Origin of the sequence: Salinivibrio sp. ML198 (assembly GCF_001996015.1) — a bacterium.
GTDB lineage: Bacteria > Pseudomonadota > Gammaproteobacteria > Enterobacterales > Vibrionaceae > Salinivibrio > Salinivibrio siamensis.
Window position 1 is genome coordinate 15,270 of the sequence record NZ_MUEZ01000023.1, and the last position, 20,430, is coordinate 35,699.

At 49.1% G+C, this 20,430-nt stretch carries 14 protein-coding genes; 8 read left to right on the plus strand and 6 right to left on the minus strand.

Translation table 11 applies throughout. The features are described from left to right. Window positions 1-181: 181 nt before the first annotated feature. Window positions 182-958, minus strand: a complete 777-nt coding sequence (locus BZG25_RS14290) for an AraC family transcriptional regulator (protein WP_077606648.1) — start codon at window positions 956-958, stop codon at window positions 182-184. Between the two features lie 583 nt (window positions 959-1,541). Here BZG25_RS14290 and BZG25_RS14295 point away from each other — a divergent pair. Beyond that, window positions 1,542-3,395 (plus strand): SUMF1/EgtB/PvdO family nonheme iron enzyme, encoded by a 1,854-nt coding sequence (locus BZG25_RS14295; protein ID WP_046075584.1) that lies wholly within the window; start codon window positions 1,542-1,544, stop codon window positions 3,393-3,395. Window positions 3,396-3,896: 501 nt separating this feature from the next. After that, the gene (locus tag BZG25_RS14300; RefSeq protein ID WP_077639308.1) at window positions 3,897-4,595 is read left to right on the plus strand and encodes a PAS domain-containing protein; all 699 of its coding nucleotides are present in this window, start codon (window positions 3,897-3,899) and stop codon (window positions 4,593-4,595) included. A gap of 96 nt (window positions 4,596-4,691) precedes the next feature. Here the strand turns inward: BZG25_RS14300 and pdxH are convergent, their stop codons facing one another. Beyond that, complete coding sequence (pdxH, locus tag BZG25_RS14305; protein WP_077639309.1) at window positions 4,692-5,330, minus strand: pyridoxamine 5'-phosphate oxidase; 639 nt, start codon at window positions 5,328-5,330, stop codon at window positions 4,692-4,694. A 244-nt stretch (window positions 5,331-5,574) separates the two neighbouring features. Here pdxH and BZG25_RS14310 point away from each other — a divergent pair, with 244 nt between their 5' ends. The 6 genes from BZG25_RS14310 to BZG25_RS14335 are packed head-to-tail and all read left to right on the plus strand — an operon-like array spanning window position 5,575 to window position 13,655. Beyond that, complete coding sequence (locus BZG25_RS14310; protein WP_077579440.1) at window positions 5,575-6,975, plus strand: HlyD family type I secretion periplasmic adaptor subunit; 1,401 nt, start codon at window positions 5,575-5,577, stop codon at window positions 6,973-6,975. A 16-nt stretch (window positions 6,976-6,991) separates the two neighbouring features. Beyond that, the gene (locus BZG25_RS14315) at window positions 6,992-8,320 is read left to right on the plus strand and encodes a TolC family outer membrane protein (protein ID WP_077639310.1); all 1,329 of its coding nucleotides are present in this window, start codon (window positions 6,992-6,994) and stop codon (window positions 8,318-8,320) included. Continuing rightward, window positions 8,317-8,925, plus strand: coding sequence for an OmpA family protein (locus tag BZG25_RS14320; protein WP_077639311.1), 609 nt, complete (start codon window positions 8,317-8,319; stop codon window positions 8,923-8,925). The genes BZG25_RS14315 and BZG25_RS14320 overlap by 4 nt, the downstream gene beginning before the upstream one ends. Before the next feature lie 13 nt (window positions 8,926-8,938). Then, window positions 8,939-9,604 carry a transglutaminase-like cysteine peptidase gene (locus BZG25_RS14325; RefSeq protein ID WP_077639312.1) on the plus strand — a complete coding sequence of 222 codons (666 nt, stop codon included), beginning with the start codon at window positions 8,939-8,941 and terminating at the stop codon, window positions 9,602-9,604. Between the two features lie 6 nt (window positions 9,605-9,610). Beyond that, a complete protein-coding gene (locus BZG25_RS14330) occupies window positions 9,611-11,545 on the plus strand; it encodes an EAL domain-containing protein (RefSeq protein WP_046075591.1) in 1,935 nt (644 codons plus the stop codon). Next, entirely contained in the window at window positions 11,538-13,655 is a 2,118-nt protein-coding gene (locus BZG25_RS14335; protein WP_046075592.1) for a type I secretion system permease/ATPase, read from the plus strand. Before BZG25_RS14330 ends, BZG25_RS14335 begins: the two co-directional genes overlap by 8 nt. A 22-nt stretch (window positions 13,656-13,677) precedes the next feature. Here the strand turns inward: BZG25_RS14335 and BZG25_RS14340 are convergent, their stop codons facing one another. From BZG25_RS14340 to BZG25_RS14355, 4 genes are all read right to left on the minus strand, one after another. Further along, window positions 13,678-15,342 (minus strand): DUF342 domain-containing protein, encoded by a 1,665-nt coding sequence (locus BZG25_RS14340; protein WP_046075593.1) that lies wholly within the window; start codon window positions 15,340-15,342, stop codon window positions 13,678-13,680. A 363-nt stretch (window positions 15,343-15,705) separates the two neighbouring features. Then, a complete protein-coding gene (locus BZG25_RS14345) occupies window positions 15,706-17,730 on the minus strand; it encodes a GNAT family N-acetyltransferase (protein ID WP_077639313.1) in 2,025 nt (674 codons plus the stop codon). A gap of 101 nt (window positions 17,731-17,831) precedes the next feature. Continuing rightward, window positions 17,832-18,803: a ParB/RepB/Spo0J family partition protein gene (locus BZG25_RS14350; RefSeq protein ID WP_077639314.1), complete on the minus strand. Its 972-nt coding sequence runs from the start codon at window positions 18,801-18,803 to the stop codon at window positions 17,832-17,834. Window positions 18,804-18,812: 9 nt separating this feature from the next. Beyond that, window positions 18,813-20,021, minus strand: a complete 1,209-nt coding sequence (locus BZG25_RS14355; protein WP_046076018.1) for a ParA family protein — start codon at window positions 20,019-20,021, stop codon at window positions 18,813-18,815. Between the last annotated feature and the right edge of the window lie 409 nt (window positions 20,022-20,430).

Consider the following 20,430-nt stretch of genomic DNA (forward strand, 5'->3'; position numbering starts at 1 on the left):
GTCATTGTTACTTTGCGATCGATTCTATGCGTGGTCTATCAGTAGGGTCTTACAAAATACACCGGCATTATTGCAAAATCCTCCGATGATTAACAAATAAAGCTGTCGATCGCCATAATGGCATAACAAATGAAGTGCATATTATTGATGCCTGAGACGGCGAAAGCACATCGGGCCAAGCTTAAACCGAGCCCTTAAACTTGGCAGGAGAAAGGCCAAAATAGCGAGAAAATGCATTAGTGAAACCGCTTTGGCTAGAGAAACCGCAGCTATCGGCAATTTGTGCCATGGTCAATTCACTTTCTTTAATCAGTTGTTTCGCTAAGGCAAAGCGTTTTTCAAGCACATATTGATGTGGCGTGGTGCCCACCTGCTCTTTAAATAACTGGTGGAATTGGCTTTCAGCCAGAAAAACACTGCCCGCTAACTGCGCCACCGAGATTTTGCGGCTGATGTGCTGATGAATATAACGGTCAATGATATCCATGTTTAAACGGTGACCATCACGTCGCGGCGAAACATGATCACGGAAATGGCGATGTAACACGCACATCAGCGTATCCGCACAAGCGCGGCTAAGCAGCAAATCAGACGGGTTGGCGATCATCTCTGCGGTCAGCGCCTTGATCAGCATTTGCGCGTGAGTGTCGAGTTGGAAGTAAGGCTCGCGACTAAACAAACGCGCAATGTTGTCATGCATGGACGCATGTCCCACCCATTCTTGGTATGGAAGATTAATCACCAGAATTTCATTACGTCCAACCCCGGTAAATGCATGCTCGTGTGATTCCTCCACCAAACAGCCTTGGCCTGGGCCAACCAGACTGCCACGCCCATCAACATCGAATTCCGTTTGCCCTTGCAGACCAATCACGACCTGCTTGTACTCATGGCTATGGTGAAGCTGTTGCCGAGGCAAGGCGATCACTTCAGAGACTTTGGGTGTTTTCACCACCATGGCTATCCCTCTCGGTGCGGATTACGGGTTTGCCGCCAAACATTCAAGTACCTTTTCCTCATTCTGGCACGCTTATCACCCGTGTGCGACTGGATTCTATGTGCTTATTCTCAACTTTACGGAACAATGATCAAGTAGTGCATTTTTTACGGCCTCTGTCATTTTGACGCTAAAAATGCGAAGGATCCCTCATGTATTTCTTGTTGATCGGATGAAAGCCGGATGTAACGCGATAAAAAAACCACCACAAAAATAGATAAAAAATATAAAATTCAAACACTTAAACCTTGTTCGATGAAAGCCTCACTGACTTGATCATTGTTTCGAGGCGATCAAAGGGGATCAACACCTTGATCATTCTTCCGTTTTATCGTGTCTTCACGCAATCTTATTTGAAGCAAGCCACCGCTTAAGGTAATCTCGCATAAACATAAAAACCATGAGCACAGTTGCACCGATCACGTCGCAGAATGCTGACTGCCGTCAAATAATTAGCACGGTTTGCGTGGCAACGCGGGTTTCCGTGATAGTCTACTTTTTGGACATAGGTATTATTATTGCGACATGCGTAAGCAAGGGAACTATGACAACGAAATATATAAAAGCGTTATGCTTAGCGCTCCCTCCCCTACTGCTAACCGAGTTGGCGTTCGCTGAAAACGCGTCTTCCGCTGATAATCTCGATCCGGTCAGTGAGTTGGTTGAGAAACTCCGCGATAAAGAAGATACGTTGGAGGCTCGAAACGATGAACTGGCTCTGCAGCAGGCGAAATTGGATGACCTTTTGGTCAAGCGCGCGACGTTAGAAGATGAGCTGAGCAACCTGAAACGCAAACGCAGTAATGCTAAAGCAGAGCTGGATGCGAAATTTCAGGATTTAATTGCCGATCCGAGCACAGATATCAGCCCGTATCAGCAGGCCTACCAACAAGCATGGCAGCAGGTGAACAACCATCAGCAAACACAAGCTGCCAACGAGTCCGCCATTATTGAGCAGAAGAAACGACTGGCGAAACTTGAACGAGAACAAGCACTATTGGCAACAACCCTTGAGAATTTACATGAGGCCATGCGCGAAGCACGCGCGGAACGTCTACGTAAAGAGCTCACCCAAAAAGACACTATTGAAGTTGTCCATAGCTTGACCTGTTCGCCCAACATGACATTGTCGGCGTGCGCGAACCAAGGTGAGACGCTGACCATGCAAAAAGCGATTCGTGACTTCCGAGGCCAGGTAACGGACTTTGTCACCGAATCCAATGCAGTGAAGCAAAACATCGATAAAGTCGCGTTTAATATCCACGTCACTAACAGTGAAGTTGTTGACGCAGGCTTTACCGGTGGCATGGACTACACAACGCGTATTAAAGCGGAGCTGGTAAGCCGTCCTGATAAAACGGCGGCATGTCGACTGCTTGATCTTGAAGACAGATACTGTGTTGAAACCACCCAAGCACAGCAGCAAGCCAATCGTAAACAGCAGGCGAAACGCTGGGTTAACGTGACAATACGGTCTAATCGTTACGATGACAGTGTGACCATTAATGATGTGTCATACGGAAGTACGCCCGTAGAACTCATGCTGCCAGTGGGCAATCATGACCTAACGGTCACTAAACCTGGTTTTGTGCCTTATGATCGCGAAGTCTACCTCGGTAAAGATCAAGTGGTGTGGGCCAAACTGAAAGAGCAGCCTAATCAGCCGCCAAGCCCAGGTAAAAAATTCACTGACCCTGTTGCCAATAATCTCGAAGCACCGCAAATGGTGGTGATCGGCGCTGGCGAATACAAAGTAGGGCCAGATGCACGTGAAAATGTGGCTATTCAGCAATCATTTGCGATGGGCGCAACGCCCGTCACGGTGGAGCAATTTGACGCCTTTGTGACAGCCTCCGGTTATGTCACCGCGGCCGAACAAGGCAATGGCTGCAATATGCTGGTGAATGGCGAGATCAACCAAAGCCTAGAGACAGATTGGCGTCAACCCGGCTTTGATCAAGCGGCTGACTCTCCGGTCGTTTGTGTGAATAAAGATGATGCCGAGGCTTACACCAAGTGGCTAAGCCAACAAACGGGGCAGCGCTACGCACTTCCAAACGATGTTGAGTGGGAAGTGGCCGCCCGTGGTGGCACGGAAAGCGATTACTGGTGGGGCAATGAAATCGGTGTCGGCAACGCCAATACAGGCTGGAGCGGCACAGTATGGTCAAACGACCGCACCTCACCGGTTAAAAGCTTTCCGCCTAACCCATTCGGTGTTTATGACACCGCGGGGAATGTTTGGGAGTGGGTGAGCAATGATACGCCTGTCGCTCGCGGCGGTGCGTGGAACTTTTCACCTCAACGCTCACGCGTTTCCGAGCGTTTGGAGTTAGGCGAAAACACCAGCGCTAACTACCTTGGGTTCCGCGTGGTGCGAGATATCAAAACTCCTTAATCTCGTCACCATGGTAGAAACAAACGCCGCTATCCGTAGCGGCGTTTTTTGTGTGGGGGCAAGCCATTTTGTCTTGATGCTTTTGACCCTAGACACCGACACAACCTAAAAAAGATCAAGCCTGCTTGAACGGGCGAAAACCAACAATCTTTATATTAAGTTGCTTGATTCGATGTCAATAGGTCAAATCCCCCCTACCCAACGTCTAGTCTTCTGGATATAGTAAACCCCGTAAACGCGATTTGTCCCGATGAATGCGTTTATAGCAGTTCCTAACACTGTTAGGTGCAGTCAGATACCAGCGTCGTCACTTACCCTCAGACATCCGCTTGGTATCTCGACAACCTCTTCTACACGTCGTACAGGATATGTCCTGAAAGGGAAATCTTGTCTTTGCCGGCTTTATGCCGGCTTTTTTTTATGCTCCAATAGCTTGTCCGTTTTTCTATATCTTGATGGGCGCTTGCGTCCAATAATAATAACAATGAATGGGTAAGCAATATGAGTCACGTTCCCCCTGCTCTGTCTATGCTAGAGCAATTACCTGGCTGTTGGGGCTGCAAAGATACTCAGTCGGTGTTTGTCTACGCCAATAGTGAATACTGCCGCCTCATGGGCCTTACACAACCGCAAGACTGCATAGGCAAAACCGACCATGATATGCCCTGCCCCACCACGCGTTGCGCCGATCAATTTCAAGCGCAAGACCAATATGTGATGAAAACAGGCAAGCGACTCCGTGTGCTCGATATTCATCCTTATGCCAATGGCCGTTGGCATGCGCACCTGTTTACCAAAACGCCTTGGTTCAATGAAAAGGGGCATATTTGTGGGGTCATGTTCTGTGGCCAGGAGCTCAGTGATACCGCTATTTTAGAAGTCGGGCATTGGGTGTGCCGTGCCGTCACCCACCCTGAACAAACCTTGTGCGATCATCACCATAGTGACTCTCAGGTACACCTGACGTCACGAGAGCGGGAGGTCCTTTTCCTTCATCTGCATGGTAAGAAACCGCAATTGATCGCACAGACATTGTCGGTGTCCGTCAAAACCATTGAGAACCACTTTGCGCATTTACGCGAAAAGTTCGATGTCGACTCCAAAGCAGGTTTATTAGAGCATGCGATCGCGCAAGGGTTTGGCTCCGCGATTCCCGAAAGCTTATTAACCCAACAATTGTCTGTGGTGCTGCGAGATTAACCAAGCAGCCCCCAACTCAACCGTGCGCCATCTCGCCGTCATTCTGGGAGGACGAGATGGCGTCTCCCACCGCTATCGTCAAGGTCGCGTCACAAGCTACGGCGCTAGGCGCTCAATCGCCCAGCGATTACCCTCTTGGCGCTGATATAAGAAACGGTCGTGCAAGCGGTGCTCGCCACCTTGCCAAAACTCAATACTTTGGGGCTTGATTCGATAGCCGCCCCAGAATGTAGGGACAGGCACTTCCCCTTTCTCGAACTGCTTTTTCAGCTCTAAAAACTTGCCTTCTAACGCCGAGCGTGCTGATAAGCGTTCGCTTTGCTTGCTTGCCCATGCCGCGATCTGACTTTCTTTGGGGCGGGAAGTGAAATACTTAAATACCTCTTTTTTACTCAGAGGCTCCGCCTCACCCATAATATGGACTTGTCGCTCAATAAAATGCCAAGGAAAGTGCAAACTAATCTTGCTGTTTTTTTTCAAATGTAGCGCTTTGCGACTCCCCAAGTTGGTGTAAAAAACAAACCCCTCTTGATTAAAGTCTTTAAGCAAAACGATGCGCTGAAAAGGTTGCCCATCTTCATCGACAGTGGCGACAGTCATTGCGGTTGGATCAGGCACTTGGGTATCAATGGCTTGTTGTAACCACTGGCCAAATAAATCCATAGGCGCGTCGGGTAAATCGTCACGACGCAATCCCCCTTGGGTGTATTCTCTTCGAATATCTGACAACTCCATTGCTTTCTCCAATTCGTTTATTTTCAGCTATTTTGCGCAGGTACCTAACGATACACAAGTGCAATTTATTACCGTGGCGACAGAAACAGGGATCAATGACCTCGACGCTTTTCATTGCTCAGGCTTGGCGACGTGAGCGGTCTATATTCTCATCGCGCTGGCCCACTCGGAGAGTGAGAAAGTCTGCAAAAAATCAGCACCATAGACTAAGCTTGAAGGAAGTGAAACACCCGATGGGGGTCAGATGGCGATACGTGATAAATCTCGCGCGAGCTTGCCCCGAGATGAGCACCTCGATTACATCGATGACAAGACGGCCGCACTTTTGCTCAACACGCCGAAAAGTGCTCGCGTTTTGCTATGGACTATCGTGCTATTTTTGATTGTCGCCACGGCCTGGGCATCACAAGCACAGCTCGATAAAGTGACCGTCGGACAAGGAAAAGTGATCCCCTCTTCACAGCTTCAAGTCGTGCAAAACCTTGAGGGGGGCTTGGTCAAAGCGCTCTTAGTCCAAGAAGGCGACAAAGTGAATAAAGGGCAACGGCTTATCCTCATTGACGATACCCTCTTTCGCGCCAATTTCCGAGAAAGAGAACAAGAGTTGCTCGGTCTACGCGCAGATAGGTTGCGCCTGCAAGCGTTGCTCGCCGCTATTCGTGTCGATGAAACCGTGCCTTTTGAGCAATGGCGAGAAAGTATTCTGCTTGAGCGCCAACCACTCTTGTTTCCGGACGTCTTTACCACGACACGCCCAAACTTGATCACGCAGACACAAGCGCGATATCAAGAACAGCTTTCTAATATTCAAAATCAGCTCTATGTGACCGCGCAAAAAATCCGGCAAAAGGAACAAGAGCTTGTCGAATTGGAGTCTCGAATCGCGAATCTCGAACAAAGCCAAGCATTCGCGCAAGAGGAGCTCGATATCACACGCCCGCTTGCCGATGAAGGCGTTGTCCCCAAAATCGACTTACTCAAGCTCCAGCGCCAATTAAATGATACTCAGCGTGAGTTATCCTCAGCGCAGCTTTCTCTCCCTTCCGTGGTCTCCTCATTGCGCGAAGCTGTTTTCCAACGTATTGATGTTGCATTAACGTTTCGCACCGACCAGCAAGAGCGACTCAACCAAGTAGAGAAGCAAATTGCCGCGATGTCTGAAGGGCGTGTTGGATTACAGGATAAAGTCTCACGCACCGTCGTAACCTCGCCTGTCAATGGAACGGTTAAAAAGCTGCACGTCAACACAGTAGGCGGTGTCATCCAACCAGGTATGGACATTATAGAAATCGTACCGTCCGAGGATAACCTCTTGATTGAGGCGAAAATTGCCCCTCAAGATATTGCTTTCTTACGTCCAGGCCTTAATGCCGTGGTCAAATTCAGCGCTTACGATTTTACCGTCTATGGCGGACTGGATGGCAAGCTTGAAACCATCAGTGCTGATACCATCGAAGACGAAGAGGGAAACAGTTTTTATCTCGCCAAAATACGTGCCGAAAAAGACAGCTTGGGCACAGAAAAAAGCTTACCCATAATTCCAGGCATGACAGCCTCCGTCGACATTATCACGGGTAAACGCACGGTTTTGGATTACTTACTTAATCCCATTACGCGCGCGCAAAAAACAGCATTGCGCGAATAAAGAGGCAACAGGCTTTATGGCTTACCACTTTCCTTGGCAACCATTTTGGTTCATCGCCCTTACAATTGGATTAGTCGCCCCGGCTCATAGCCAGTCCCTTGAGCAAGCCGTAGTGACAACGCTGGCCACGGATCCTGAGTTGCGTGGCGCATTTCATCAGCTACAAAGCCTTCATGAGAGAACAAAGGCCAGTGAGGGCGACTATCTACCCGACGTTGATTTGAATGCGGGGATTGGCTACGAACGCATCGATAATGATACAACACAAGCGCAAGATGACCTCGATTTTGCGAGAAAAGATGCCACCCTCAACGTTCGGCAATTAGTGTGGGATGGACAAACACACAACAACATTGCTCGTAATCGTTATGAGACTGAGAGCCAGCGCTTTCAACTGCGTTCCGATGCCTCCGATAAAGCACTCCAGGTTGCAGAAGTGTATCTTGAGATACTTAAAGCCCAGCAGGTGCTAGATCTCTCTAGCGCGAATATGACGGTACATGAGGAGATTCTGTCTGATATTCGTCGCCGAGCAGATACGGGGATCGGCTCAACGGCCGATCTCTCCCAAGTCCAAGCGCGTGTTGCACGGGCCCGAGCCAACCTCTTATCCGCTGAAACCAACCTAGAGGATGCCTTTACCGCATTTTTTCGCGTGGTTGGCGAGCCCGCAAACAATCCTGTCCAACCCGTTATTGATGACGCTCGCCTCCCAACCTCACTGGAGAGTGCCCTTGAACAAGCCGTCAAACGTAACCCGCTACTCAAGCTGGCGCGTTACGATATTGAAGCGGCAAAATCACAGTATCAACAATTTAAAGGGGCGCACCACCCAAACATCAGTCTAGAAGTCAGCCAAACTTGGGCGGATGAAGTCAGCGGCGTGGATGATTTTAGTGATGAATTTAGCGCCATGCTACGCGTGCGTTACCAACTGTTTAATGGCGGTAGCGATCAAGCCGATATCCGACGAGGCGCCTATGAGGTAAATCGAACCAAAGATATCTTTGATAACGCCTATCGGCAATTGGAAGAAAGCACCCGATTAGCTTGGAGTGCGTTTCAGCTCACTGAGCAACAAAAAGTCCTTTTGCAGCAGCAAGTTGATGCCGCTTCGGATACAGTGCAAGCGTATGAAAAACAATTTAGAATTGGACGACGAACGCTGCTCGACCTGCTAAATACTGAAAACGAGTTACTAGAGGCGAGGCGCGCTTACCTAAACGCAAACTATGATCATTTGCTTGCACAGTATCGTTTACTCAACAATACCGGTCATTTATTGGAAGCGTTGAGAGTATCCTTACCCGAACAGTGGCAAGGGACAGAAGGAGAAACGGAATGAAAGTATTCGGACTGAGCCTCATTCTTGTGCTCGTAACCGGATGTACGGTGGCACTCTCTCCGCCCCCTACGGCCAAGCAAATTCATGACGTGACCGACAGTGATCAAGATGGCGTGATCAACGCCCGTGATAGATGCGCCAATACGCCACGCGGCGCCGTCGTTGATAATCAAGGCTGTCCCAATTACATTCAACCTACCAGCGAGCACCCGTCACCCACCGCATCAGCACGACAAATCGATGTGTTCTTTGCCCTCGATACCGCAAAAGTGACGACCGACGCTATAACCGATATCGACGCTATGGCAGACTTTCTCATGAATTACCCTGATACTGAGCTCCGTTTAACCGGTCACGCCAGTGCGGACGGTTCGACATCCTACAATCACGCGCTCTCTTATCGTCGAGCAATGACTGTTAAACGTGCGCTTATCGATCGTGGCATTACACCACAACGAATCGACGTGGTTGCCAAAGGAGAGACGGACGCTAAGCATGGTAGTGAATCGGCCGATAAGTATCGGCGAGTCAGTGGTGAAGTATTGAATTTTAAAGGGGATGTCGAGAAAGCATGGACCATCTTCACGCGTCGACCTCAGTCTTAAAGCGAAAATATTTATGAAGCAATGGCATATTGCCGGGTTATGTTTGTTGCTCTCTCTCAGCGCGATGAGCCTGACCACCAAAGAGTCACGCTGGGTGGGGCAAGTGTCGAGTTTTTATGGTGAACGCGCGGGTAAGCGTGTCACGGCATGGCGCAACATGGTGGAAAATACGCAAGGCGTGTCAGAGCTAGAAAAGCTGCGCAAAGTGAACGATTTTTTTAATCAGCTGTATTTTGTCGATGATATCGACTTATGGGGAAAAAAAGACTATTGGGCAACGCCCTTAGAGTTTCTTGGCGCAGCGGCCGGTGATTGTGAAGACTTTAGTATTGCAAAATATTTTTCTCTTCGCGAATTAGGCATTGATGATAAAAAACTGCGCCTGGTGTACGTAAAAGCAATCCGTCTCGACCAATTTCATATGGTCGTTGCGTATTACCCAACGCCATCATCCGAGCCGTTGCTACTCGATAACTTAGATCCAACAATTAAACGTGCGTCGTTACGACGCGATCTACTGCCAATATATAGCTTCAATGGTAGCCGACTATGGTTAATGAAAGAACGCGGCCAAGGCGAGCTTGCAGGCAACGCTTCCCGGCTTGGCCTTTGGAACGATTTACGTAGCCGTATCGACACCTTAAAGATGCAAAAACCGATTAGACAATTTGATAGGTAAACACCGATGACGTTATTCAATCAAATATTCTCGTGGATGCTAGTGATTTTCTTCTGCATAGTGCTGGCCGTCTTCGGTATCGAGCTGAATACCACACGCAACTTTTTACTCAATCAGCAAACCTCTGATGTCAACAACACGGTGAATTCGATGGGGCTAGCCTTAGCACCCTACTTAGAATCGGATGATAAAGTCGCCGCCGAGTCGGTGATCAATGCGTTTTTTGATGGCGGTTTTTACCGCGAAGTTAATCTGACCTTGCTGTCAGATAACAGTGAGATTGTTCGCGAGTATCCCGTACAAATCCAGGGTGTGCCCCAGTGGTTTATCGACCTCGATGTTTTCCCTGTGATCACCGAAAAACAAACCATCACCAGTGGTTGGATGCAGCTTGCCGAAGTCGAAGTGGTCGCGCATCCAGGTTATGCGTATAAGCAACTGTGGAAATCATTTGTCCAGTTAGGGACAATTTTGGCAATCATCTTTTTGGTCGCGTCCGTGATCATTGGTTGGCAATTACAGCGATCGCTGAGACCCCTTGCCCGTATTACGGCTAAAGCAGGCGAAATCGCCAAAAACAAGTTTGGTGATCCCATTCCGCTCCCTCCCACGACAGAGCTAAAAACCGTGGTCAGTGCCATTAATGTCATGACCGATCAGCTCAAACACTACTTTGAACAACAGGCAAAAGAAGCCGATAGGTTACGTAAAACCGCCTACCGAGATGCGGTATCTGGCCTTGGCAACCGCAGCTTCTATGTTGGCCAGCTTAAATCTTGGTTAACTGAATCGGGTGTTGGCGGTATGGTCTTAATCAAAGTGGATCTCATTGGAGAGGCCTATAAAAACCAAGGCTTCGAATCTGGGGATCGTATTGTTGAGCAATTTGCGAATAACCTCACCACCACGATTATCAGCGACGACAGCATGACAGCTGCGCGCTTGAGCAAAGATGAATTTGTGATCCTAGCGCCTAACTCAGACCCCGATGACTTGCGCTTACTCGGCGAGAGTGTGCTCGCCATGGTAGTAGACATGCAAGCGGATCCGACCGGTCTCACGCCGCCTAAGGTAGCAGTGGGGTTAGCCATCAACGGCGGCGGAAATCAGGATGCCAGTGTGCTGCTGTCACAAGCGGATAACGCCTTGTCACAGGCACGCAATACGCCGGAGCACCCTGTCGTACTGATTGACCAATCTATCGGTGACGCTGCAATGGGTAAACAGCAATGGAAAGCACTGCTTCATGAAGCCGTGGCCAAAGAGCTGTTTGTGTTCAAATACCAACCCGCCACAGACAGCGAATCAAACCGGTTGCATCAAGAGGTCTTTTCCGCGATAGAAAAGGATGAGCACTATTATGGCGCTGGCCACTTTTTAGGGGCGGTAGAGCAGCTCCAACTGGGTGAAACCCTCGATAAATATGTCATTACTCACGTGATTAAAACCTTGTCTCAAGACGCTAGCGTCGGCCCATTGGCGGTTAACCTCACCTTAAGTAGTGTAACCAATGCGTCATTTATTCGTTGGTTGGGGACAACCTTGTACCAGCACCGCAAACTGGCAGGCCAACTGTTATTTGAGATCCCAGAGGTCGCTTTTGTCCGTCACGCTGACCACACTGGCTTGTTGACCGATCAAATCCGTCAAGCAGGCTTCCAATTTGGGGTCGATAATTATGGCCGCAACTTCCAGTCTTTGGATTACTTACAACGCTTTAAGCCCGATTACGTAAAAATAGACTTTGCCTATACCAGTCATATAGAAGACGACGCCCAAGGGCATGTTTTGGCATCCATTTGTCGTACCGCGCATAACTTAAACATCACTACTATCGCGACACGCGTGGAAACAGAAGCACAGCTTGCGCGCCTTTCCGAGCTGTTCGTCAATGGTTTCCAAGGCTATATCTTCAATAATACTCAGGACAGCCATGGTTAAAGATCCGCTTCTGCAATCATTGATTTATGTATCGCGTTACTTCGGTAACGCGAACTCCCCCGATGCCCTTGTGTCTGGGCTCCCCATCTCCGACGGCTACCTGTCACCTTTTTTACTGCCCCGCGCGGCTGAACGTGCGGGGATTGTCGCGAAAGAAGAAGCGATGCCACTCGAGCGCCTCTCTTCGCTGCTCTGCCCGGCTATTTTGCTAATGAAAGATAACGACGCGTGCGTCGTACTAGAAATGGATGCGAAAAAGGGGCGTGCGGAAATCGTTTTGCCGCATGCGGATATGACACCGCGTTGGGTGATGCTTGATGATCTTAACGATGCGTATCTGGGGCGCCTTTTTTTGCTGAAAAAGCAATATCGCTTTGATGAACGCGCGCCAACAGCACAGGTGAAGGATGAGGGCCATTGGTTTTGGGGCACGCTCTGGCAATCACGTCATATTTATCGGGATGTCTTAATCGCTTCACTCTTTATCAATGTCTTTGCGATTAGTGTGCCGCTATTTTCTCGCCTCGTTTACGACAAAATCGTGCCTAACTTGGCCTTCGATTCACTGTGGGTGCTCGCGAGTGGGATTTTGGTCATTTTTGTCTTCGACTTACTCCTTAAACTGCTGCGCAGTTACTTTATTGATATTGCAGGTAAGAAAACAGATTTACTCATTTCTTCACGCATATATGCCAAAGTCATAGGGGTAAGAATGGACGCCAAGCCCCCTTCAGTCGGGGCCTTTGCACGGCATATGCAAGAATTTGAATCCATCCGCGAGTTTTTTACCTCGGCGTCTATATCCACCCTCATCGACCTCCCCTTTGCCATCATCTTCTTGCTCGTGATTTGGTTTGTCGCCGGTCCTTTAGTAATCGTGCCTATCATTGCGGTCACGTTATTGGTCATCCATGCATGGCTAATTCAAAAGCCCCTGCGGCGCACAATTGAGGAAGGGACACGTCTGTCTTCACAAAAGAACGCCAACCTCATAGAAAGCCTGTCAGGGCTTGAGACCATTAAAATATTCGGGGCGGAGAGTCAGTTTCAGTATCGCTGGGAAGAAGCGGTGGCCCATATGGCAAACTGGAGCATCAAAACACGCCGTCTCACAGACTCAGTCCATAACTCGGCCAGTTTTGTTCAGCAGTTTGTCATCGTCAGTATGATTGTATTTGGTGTTTACCAAATAGCCGCGGGCGAACTGACAATGGGGGGATTGATTGCGGCAAGTATGCTGAGCTCAAGAGCAGTAGCGCCCTTGGTTCAATTGTCTTTGCTCTCGACACGCTATCACCAAGCAAAATCAGCACTCGATATCATCGACCAACTGATGGCATTGCCATCAGAACAAACCGAAGGTAAGCGTTATCTACATCGCCCGATGCTGCGTGGCAAAATTGAGCTCGATAAGGTTGACTTTCATTACCCTAACACCACTGCCCTCGCCTTACGCCAAGTGTCCTTTCGCATTTATCCCGGCGAAAAAGTCGGTATTATTGGCCGAGTGGGCTCAGGAAAAACAACGCTTGCCCGCCTGATAGTCGGCCTTTATTCTCCCACCCAAGGCTCGGTTGCCATCGATGATACCGATATCTCTCAACTTCATTATATCGACGTTCGTCGCAATGTCGGTTTTGTCCCTCAAGAGCCGACGCTATTCTTTGGCTCAATCAGAGAGAATATGACCCTCGGCCAGCCACTTGCCGATGATATTGATATTATGGACGCCGCTGCCCGCTCGGGCGTGTTAAGTTTTACCCAATACCATGCCTCAGGACTAGAAAGACAAGTTGGTGAAGGTGGCGTCTTATTGTCTGGGGGACAGCGACAAGCCGTTGCAATTGCTCGCGCCTTTTTAGGCCGCCCACCTGTGATTTTACTCGATGAGCCAACCAGTCAGATGGATAACCGCACAGAGCAGTTCATTAAAACGCAGCTAAAAGATTTACGCAGAGAGGAGACACTCATTCTCAGTACCCACAAAACCAGCATGCTGGATGTGGTTGACCGTCTTATTGTGATGGAGGAAGGATGTGTGGTCGCAGATGGACCGAAAAAGGCAGTGCTTCAGGCCTTAAAAGAAGGAAAAATCCGTAAAGTTGGCTAACAGTTTACACTGTAAACCAGTATCAACCATTGGCTTGATACGGTTTTAATTCAATCGCGGCATTATCATAAAATAGATGTGATGGGCCGTGCTCTGAGTGAACCAAGTGCTTTTCTTCGCCGATAGTACAGTGAACACGACTAAGTAGCGACTTAGTCGCAATGATACTGGCCGTTTGGTATCCGCTCTCTATCGCTGCGTCTGTTTCTTCTACCATGGCTTCTATTTCACTTAGCGCGGTAGAAAGGTGCTCGCGTGTCGAGCTTATTCTTTCAACCATGGCCGCGTCACGCTTCTCTTCTGGGATCGCTTCAAGCTTTTTCTCTGCCGCCTGGATCTTATCCAATTGGGCACTTTTCTCTTCCCAGCTTTTATTTAAATTGACGAGTTCCCGTTTAAGTATTGGCAGACGCGGAAAGCAATGTATATACGTATGCGCCCCTGCGCTCGCGCCGATAATCACCGCCTGGACTTTTTCGCCCACTTCATGCTTACCGCCCGCCAACGTGCCTTTGCGCTTGGTGGCATCACTAATAACGATTGACTGCCCTACATGCGTTTTGCAATGCATCGCATGCAAGGTAAGTTCTAGGTTTTGATTGGCACAGAGTGTGGCATATTGCGCGAACTTGGCGACAATATTGCCCTCCGCAACCAGGGTGCAGTTGATGTCAGAGTCTGCTGCGACTTGTCGACCAATGATCCCATTTTGGACGATAATGTCTGCGCCAGCGGTAATGGTCGCTGATTCCACTACCCCTCCCACGGTGACCGTTCCCGATGCTGTGACCTTCATACCCACTTCAACATCACCTTTAATCACCACACTGCCTTCAAAGTTGACATGCCCGGTGCCGACATCAACCGCATCTAAGCTCAATGCATCATCGACCGCCACGCCGTCTTTTTGTAACCGTGGGATCCCAGCCATGGTCGCCACTAGAATATTAGGGTCTTTGTTACTTAACTCGCTGCCTGGGTGCGCGGTCAATGTCATTGGCTTACCGGAAGATGTCGATAACACCGACCCAGTTACAGTAAAGCCCTCATAGCCCGATGTTTCAGGGATCAGTTTAGCTAAAGGCTGTCCTTGCTTAACCATCACCATTTCACCCAAATCACGCATGTCAACGGTTCCATCCTCACGCTGTTTGGGACGGCGAACACGCTCGGCAGGATCTTCAATGAGATAGACAAGGTGCGCATCTTCGCCGGCAACCGGCTGCCGACCGAATGCGACGGGAACATCAAGGTATTCACCAGGTTTGAGCTTTCCTGACGCGGAGAGAAGTTTTTGCAGGGTCGGCTTTTTTATCCCTCGAACGATATTGGCATCACGCAGCGTCGAGAGAATGTCATCGGCTTTCAGTCCACGCCCGCCACACGCGCCGTTAACGATCAAATAGGCCGTCATTTTATCGTCGGCGATGCGCGCTTCGATGGTTGCATCACGGCGTTCTGCAATAATGAAGTCTTCCGACTCAGCATCATCCGGCGACGCGTTTAACTTGGTTAATGCTGACTCTATCGTATCATCAAAACAAAAAAAGCCCTCGACTTGGTTGCTCACCAACCAGTCCTTGATTTGTTTTTTCTCTATCGGTTGGCCATTGGTATGCTCGACTTTCCCTGCCGATAAGTATACACGCTGACCATCCTGAGAGACGCGGAGGATATCGTCTAGCATCTCGCTTCCTGCCTATCTAATCCCTGTGGCGGCCTTATTAGCCAGATAAACCACTTGGCAATGCGCTTGCTCCATCATCTCGAGGAGCTTGCACTCGACTGTTGTCACTGATTAGATTAGTCCAAATCTAATGCAAGTGTGCGCAATTGTCTCATTTATAATAAATTATACAGGTTTATCCCGCTTGGGAGCAGGTTCACTGATAAAAACGTGACCAGGATAGGATTAATTCAGTCGCCCTCAGCACGGCTCCCATAATGAAGGGTAGTAGACCGATTTACAGTGTAAATAAACGTAATAAGCGACAGCGTTTACACTGTAAACCAAGCCACTGCCACGTGTTCAGTTTACAGTGTAAATGGGTCATGTCGTCATGTGTGTTTGAATATAATTCCGTATCCGGGATTCCGCATCCCTCTTTCCTGCCAGCAGATATCGGGTGCAGACAACAGACCAAGGCAACCCTAACAAAATACGGCTAACCAGAATGGGTAACGTGGTATTTTCGTCGTCTTTCTGGACGCGACCTATATGATGATATAACCAAGCCTGTAAGCTTGAGAGGGCAGCATCGACCCCCACCCCTCCGGCAACAAATCCATCAATTTGTTGTCTTACTTCCTCCGATAGCGGTGCAGTTGGTAACCCAGCAATGATAGAGGCAGCGATGTCAGTTTCCATCCGTTGATGGCTCGTGAGCATCTGAATGGGAAGGTTTTGCCTAAATAAGCGTAACGCCTGATCACACCATTTCAAAGGCTGGATAGGCTTAAGCATTTGCAGCGAATAGCACCCACTGGCTTGATCGCGTTTTAATCCCAATTTAACCGGCTTAAATCCTTGCTTAAACCAAAACGGCGTCAGCACGGCGGTTGCACCGAAGCTAACACCGACCCCGACCACTGAGGCTTCAGCCGCGTGTTTATTCACGGTCGCGAGCAACCGTTGACCGACGCCTTGCTGTCGATAAGGCTCAGACACGGCAATGCGTTGGACTCGCCAGAGCCTGTCGTGCAGAACCTCCGCGAGCCCCAAATGCGCGGCGACCGATTGGCTAAACAGATGCCCTTTTATCCGGCGTTGCCCTGCGACCACCGCGTGACAAGTTTGCCAATCTATTCCTCCTTCTTGGCTCACCACACACGCGGCAACCAACTTATTATTGAGCCAGCCAGCAAAGATTAAGCCGGCGTCATCGTCCAGAAGACGGGCTAAGTCGTTAGGCGATGTTTGATAATGGGCCGCGATCAGTAATGTGAATAACTGCCGTAAACACGCCTCATCTCGATACAACTGCTGACGGCTAAGCGGCTCAATCACCATATCGTTCACCCACCCTGTTTCGAGCATATCGGTCTGATCGCTGCCTACGTCGTCGCCATTCAGTAAAAAGAGGGCGTTCAACGTGCGCTCAACCGGATCATCGTCAGCCCATCGCATAGGCGCCGTGAGCTTCAATGTGCGCCACTGCGGCTGCTCGACGTCCAACATTTGCTTGAGTCGGAGCGTAAAAGCACGTCCTGTCCCTTCATAGCCATGCTCGGTCGTCGCAATCGCAACGCGACTGTATTGATTCAGCCATTGGCTGATTATCGGAAGTGGGATTGCCGCCGCTTCATCAACCAATAACAAGTCTGCTGCTGGCGCATCCTGTAGCAGCGCATCAGGGGCAATAAAGCGTATCTGGCTTCCTTGATAGTCGATATGTTGGCCAGCATCATCGATCTGAAGGGTGGCTTTCAGATGATGAAAAAGCGTTGATGCATGGGCAGGGGAAGGCGATGACACAATGATGCGTCTTGGTTTTTTCATCATCAAATTAGCCGCGGCCATCCCTAATGCGGCTGATTTCCCCCGACCGCGGTCAGCGGTTAGCAGCAGGGGACGGCGCCGATGTCCAGTCACGACTTTTTCCACGGCAGCAATCGCATCATCCTGAGTCACTGAATGCGTTTGATGTTTCGCTGGACGTTGCTGGGGTAAACGATGCAGCCAATGACAATTAAATGCGACGCTATCATCTTCACTCAAACAGCGAAGAAGGCGTTGTACGGACGGAGGCATTTCGTTATCGAGGGCGGCAATTCGGAGCACAATGAGCGCACCCGCGCGGCAACAACCGACTATGGCGCAAAAGGCCTCCGCATTAAATTGCGCATTCACCTCCACCACGATATGACCACATTCTTGTCCCAGCTTTTGATGTGCTTGGCGCCAACTCAAACCATATTCTGTGTTTCCCACAAGCAGCGGGGGCTGAGTCTCACCAAAGCCGGCCAGTACAGTCGCCAAGTCCTGATCGACACAAACCAGTTGACGGTGGGAGTCGTGCGCTGCACGTAAGATCAGTGGCTCAAAAAAGTCTTCCAATGTGGGTAATGTCATCATGTTTCCATAAGGCTTTTACCAAGCGGATAGGAGATGATAACACGCAAAAAAAAACGACACGCTAGGCATGTCGTTTTTAACGCTGGGGCATGTGCAAAATATTAGTTTTCTAGCGCTTGTTTAATCAGTGCCAGAATTCGGTCTGCGTCCTCATCACTGACTTTCCTTAAACTAATATTCAGGTTATTTCCTTTGCGACGATAAGACGCACGTCCGTCCAATAAGGTTTTGGCTTGCTCTCGTTCACTCGATGTCGGCTCGACAAGTTCATCTTTAAACTGCTCAATCAACTGGGTGACTTCTCGCGTAATACGCGTCACTCCTTGCGCCTCTACCTGTTGCCATAAAGGCGTGTCACCAAGCTTGGCAACCAGCTTTTGTTGCAGGGACGCATCAAGGCTAAAATATAAGCGATGCAACTTCACGATGGTTGGCCGTCCCAGCTCAGACACACTCGGGTAGGCTTGCAGTAGTGGTAAGGGCAGGGCCGCGGCTTTTAAGGCACCGCTGACCAAGGCTTCGCTACACTGACACGCACTCGCCAATGCTTTTTGATCACTCACTTCCCCACTGTCTAACATTGCCTGCATCTCCTTACCGCGTTCATAAAGCGATAAAGGTTTGTGCGCATTGGCGACATCGGACAAGAATTTAGCATGGCGTGTACTGATGCCTTTCGCCACGTAGACTAAGAAATCTTGTTCTGCAATCAGACACGACATGCGGCGTCGGCTACCGTCGAGGACTTCAATACGACCATCGTCAAGCCAACGACCCACAGCAGGGTACTGCTGGCCATGTGCTTTTAACGTTACCAAAATATCGGATAACGCGAGTTCATTCAGAAATGACTGCTCTCGCGCATTCTTATCAAAAACGGTCGTTTTATCTCGGATCTCACTGGCAGGGACTTTTACCAGCTCAAATTCAACCGTGTGTTCACCGGCGACCGCAAGTTCAATGACTGCCGCTTTCTCACTCGCTGCACTCTGAGCTTCTTGCGTTGTCGTTGCTCGTCGCTTGTCTGCTTTGGCAAACAAACGCGCATTTAAATCAGAGGTCTTAATGGCCATTTTTTGTGATTACTCCTGATTGAGCTGAGACCAGTGGCTGTGCAGCACACGCTCTAGTTCTAAACCGACACGATGGACGGCATCTTGGGCTGTCGACAAGGTCTTCTTACCGCCTTCAAAATCTTGAGAGGTAAGATCAAAGACTGTGCTGTAAGTGTCGGCACAGGTCTCAAACGCGCGACTTCTTGGAATGGTCGCCATCATTACTTGTTCACCCAAAAGATAATTCATTTCCGTTAAGACCGAAATCTGTTTTTTGTTGTCATCTTCAAACATAGTCGGCATTAAACGAACAAACTCAAGGCCATGCCAGTCTTCAGGGAACATCTCATAGACTTGTGGCAGATGCTGGAAAAAGTTCACCGTCGACGCCCAATCGAGGCGTTTTGCCGCACAAGGGATCACTAACGAGTTCGAGGCGTACATCGCATTCCACACCAGCGGATCGATATGCGGGCCTGTATCTATCATGATAATGTCAAACTCATCACTGATTGGGTCGATGACTTTTTCTTGCAGCAACTCAACCACGTTCAGAGACTGGCTAGTCGCCAGTGCTTGCCATGCCTCAGCATTAAACATCGCGTCTTCTGGAAAGGCCGCCATGGTTTTTAAGTTTGGATACTGTGTCGGCAGTAAGACATTACGCATCATGAAGTCTTTGTCTGCAGGCTGGGGCGTATTATCCAGCATGACGTCAACGGCGGAGTAAATCCCCTCTTGCTCGGTCAAACTAATTTGTGGATTGAGGAACAGTCGCAATGAGCCTTGTGGATCCAAGTCGATTAAGCAAATGCGATAACGCTTTTCCAAGTTGAGGGCCATACATGCCGCTAAGTGCACCGCACTCATGGATTTACCCGTTCCGCCTTTCTGGTTCTGGATGTTTACCACCCAAGGCTTATGGGTTTTTCCTTTACGCTCATGGAAAGTCGGCACGTTCGCCGCATCCATGATTTGGTGCGCCTCATCGAGTGTAATCGAATAATGGTTAGCATTGTTTTTAGTGAACTGATGTCCCTCTTGCTCCATGCGAGAGATCGCTTCATCGAGCTTTCGCCGCGTTAATCCCGAACGCGTTTCCATTAATGCTTTTGACATCGGTGGAAAGAGTTGGTCGTGGCGTTCTTCCATTACAATCTCGACCCGATCAGACTGAACCTGTTTCGTCTGCGCGGCGATATTGCGGAGGTTTTCAATCGTCTTTTCCCTATCCATATTCTTTTTCGCCTTAACGAGAAATAATTGCCGATTGTACAGCACATTCCATTCAAAACAATAAAAAGGTGAACAAAAGCCAATCAAATAAAGATCCTGCTCACAATTGTTATCATGGATGATTGATGAAAACATCGACGAATAGTTGGTTATACTCACTTCGACAAACCATGCGATAAATTCCTCACATTTAAAATGTCACAGCGTCACTTATTTACAATGTAAACAGTTGATAGAGTCGGAAGCCTATCTTTGAATGGCTAATTTACGGTACCCGATCGTTGAACCGAATTTATCGCCTTTTACCCCTTAAGAGGGGAGAGCGGTTAACAATCTCACCCATTAGCCGTTCATGCGATGGCTTACCGCGGTTTTGATCATTTTTCCCGTAACGATGATCAAGGTGTTC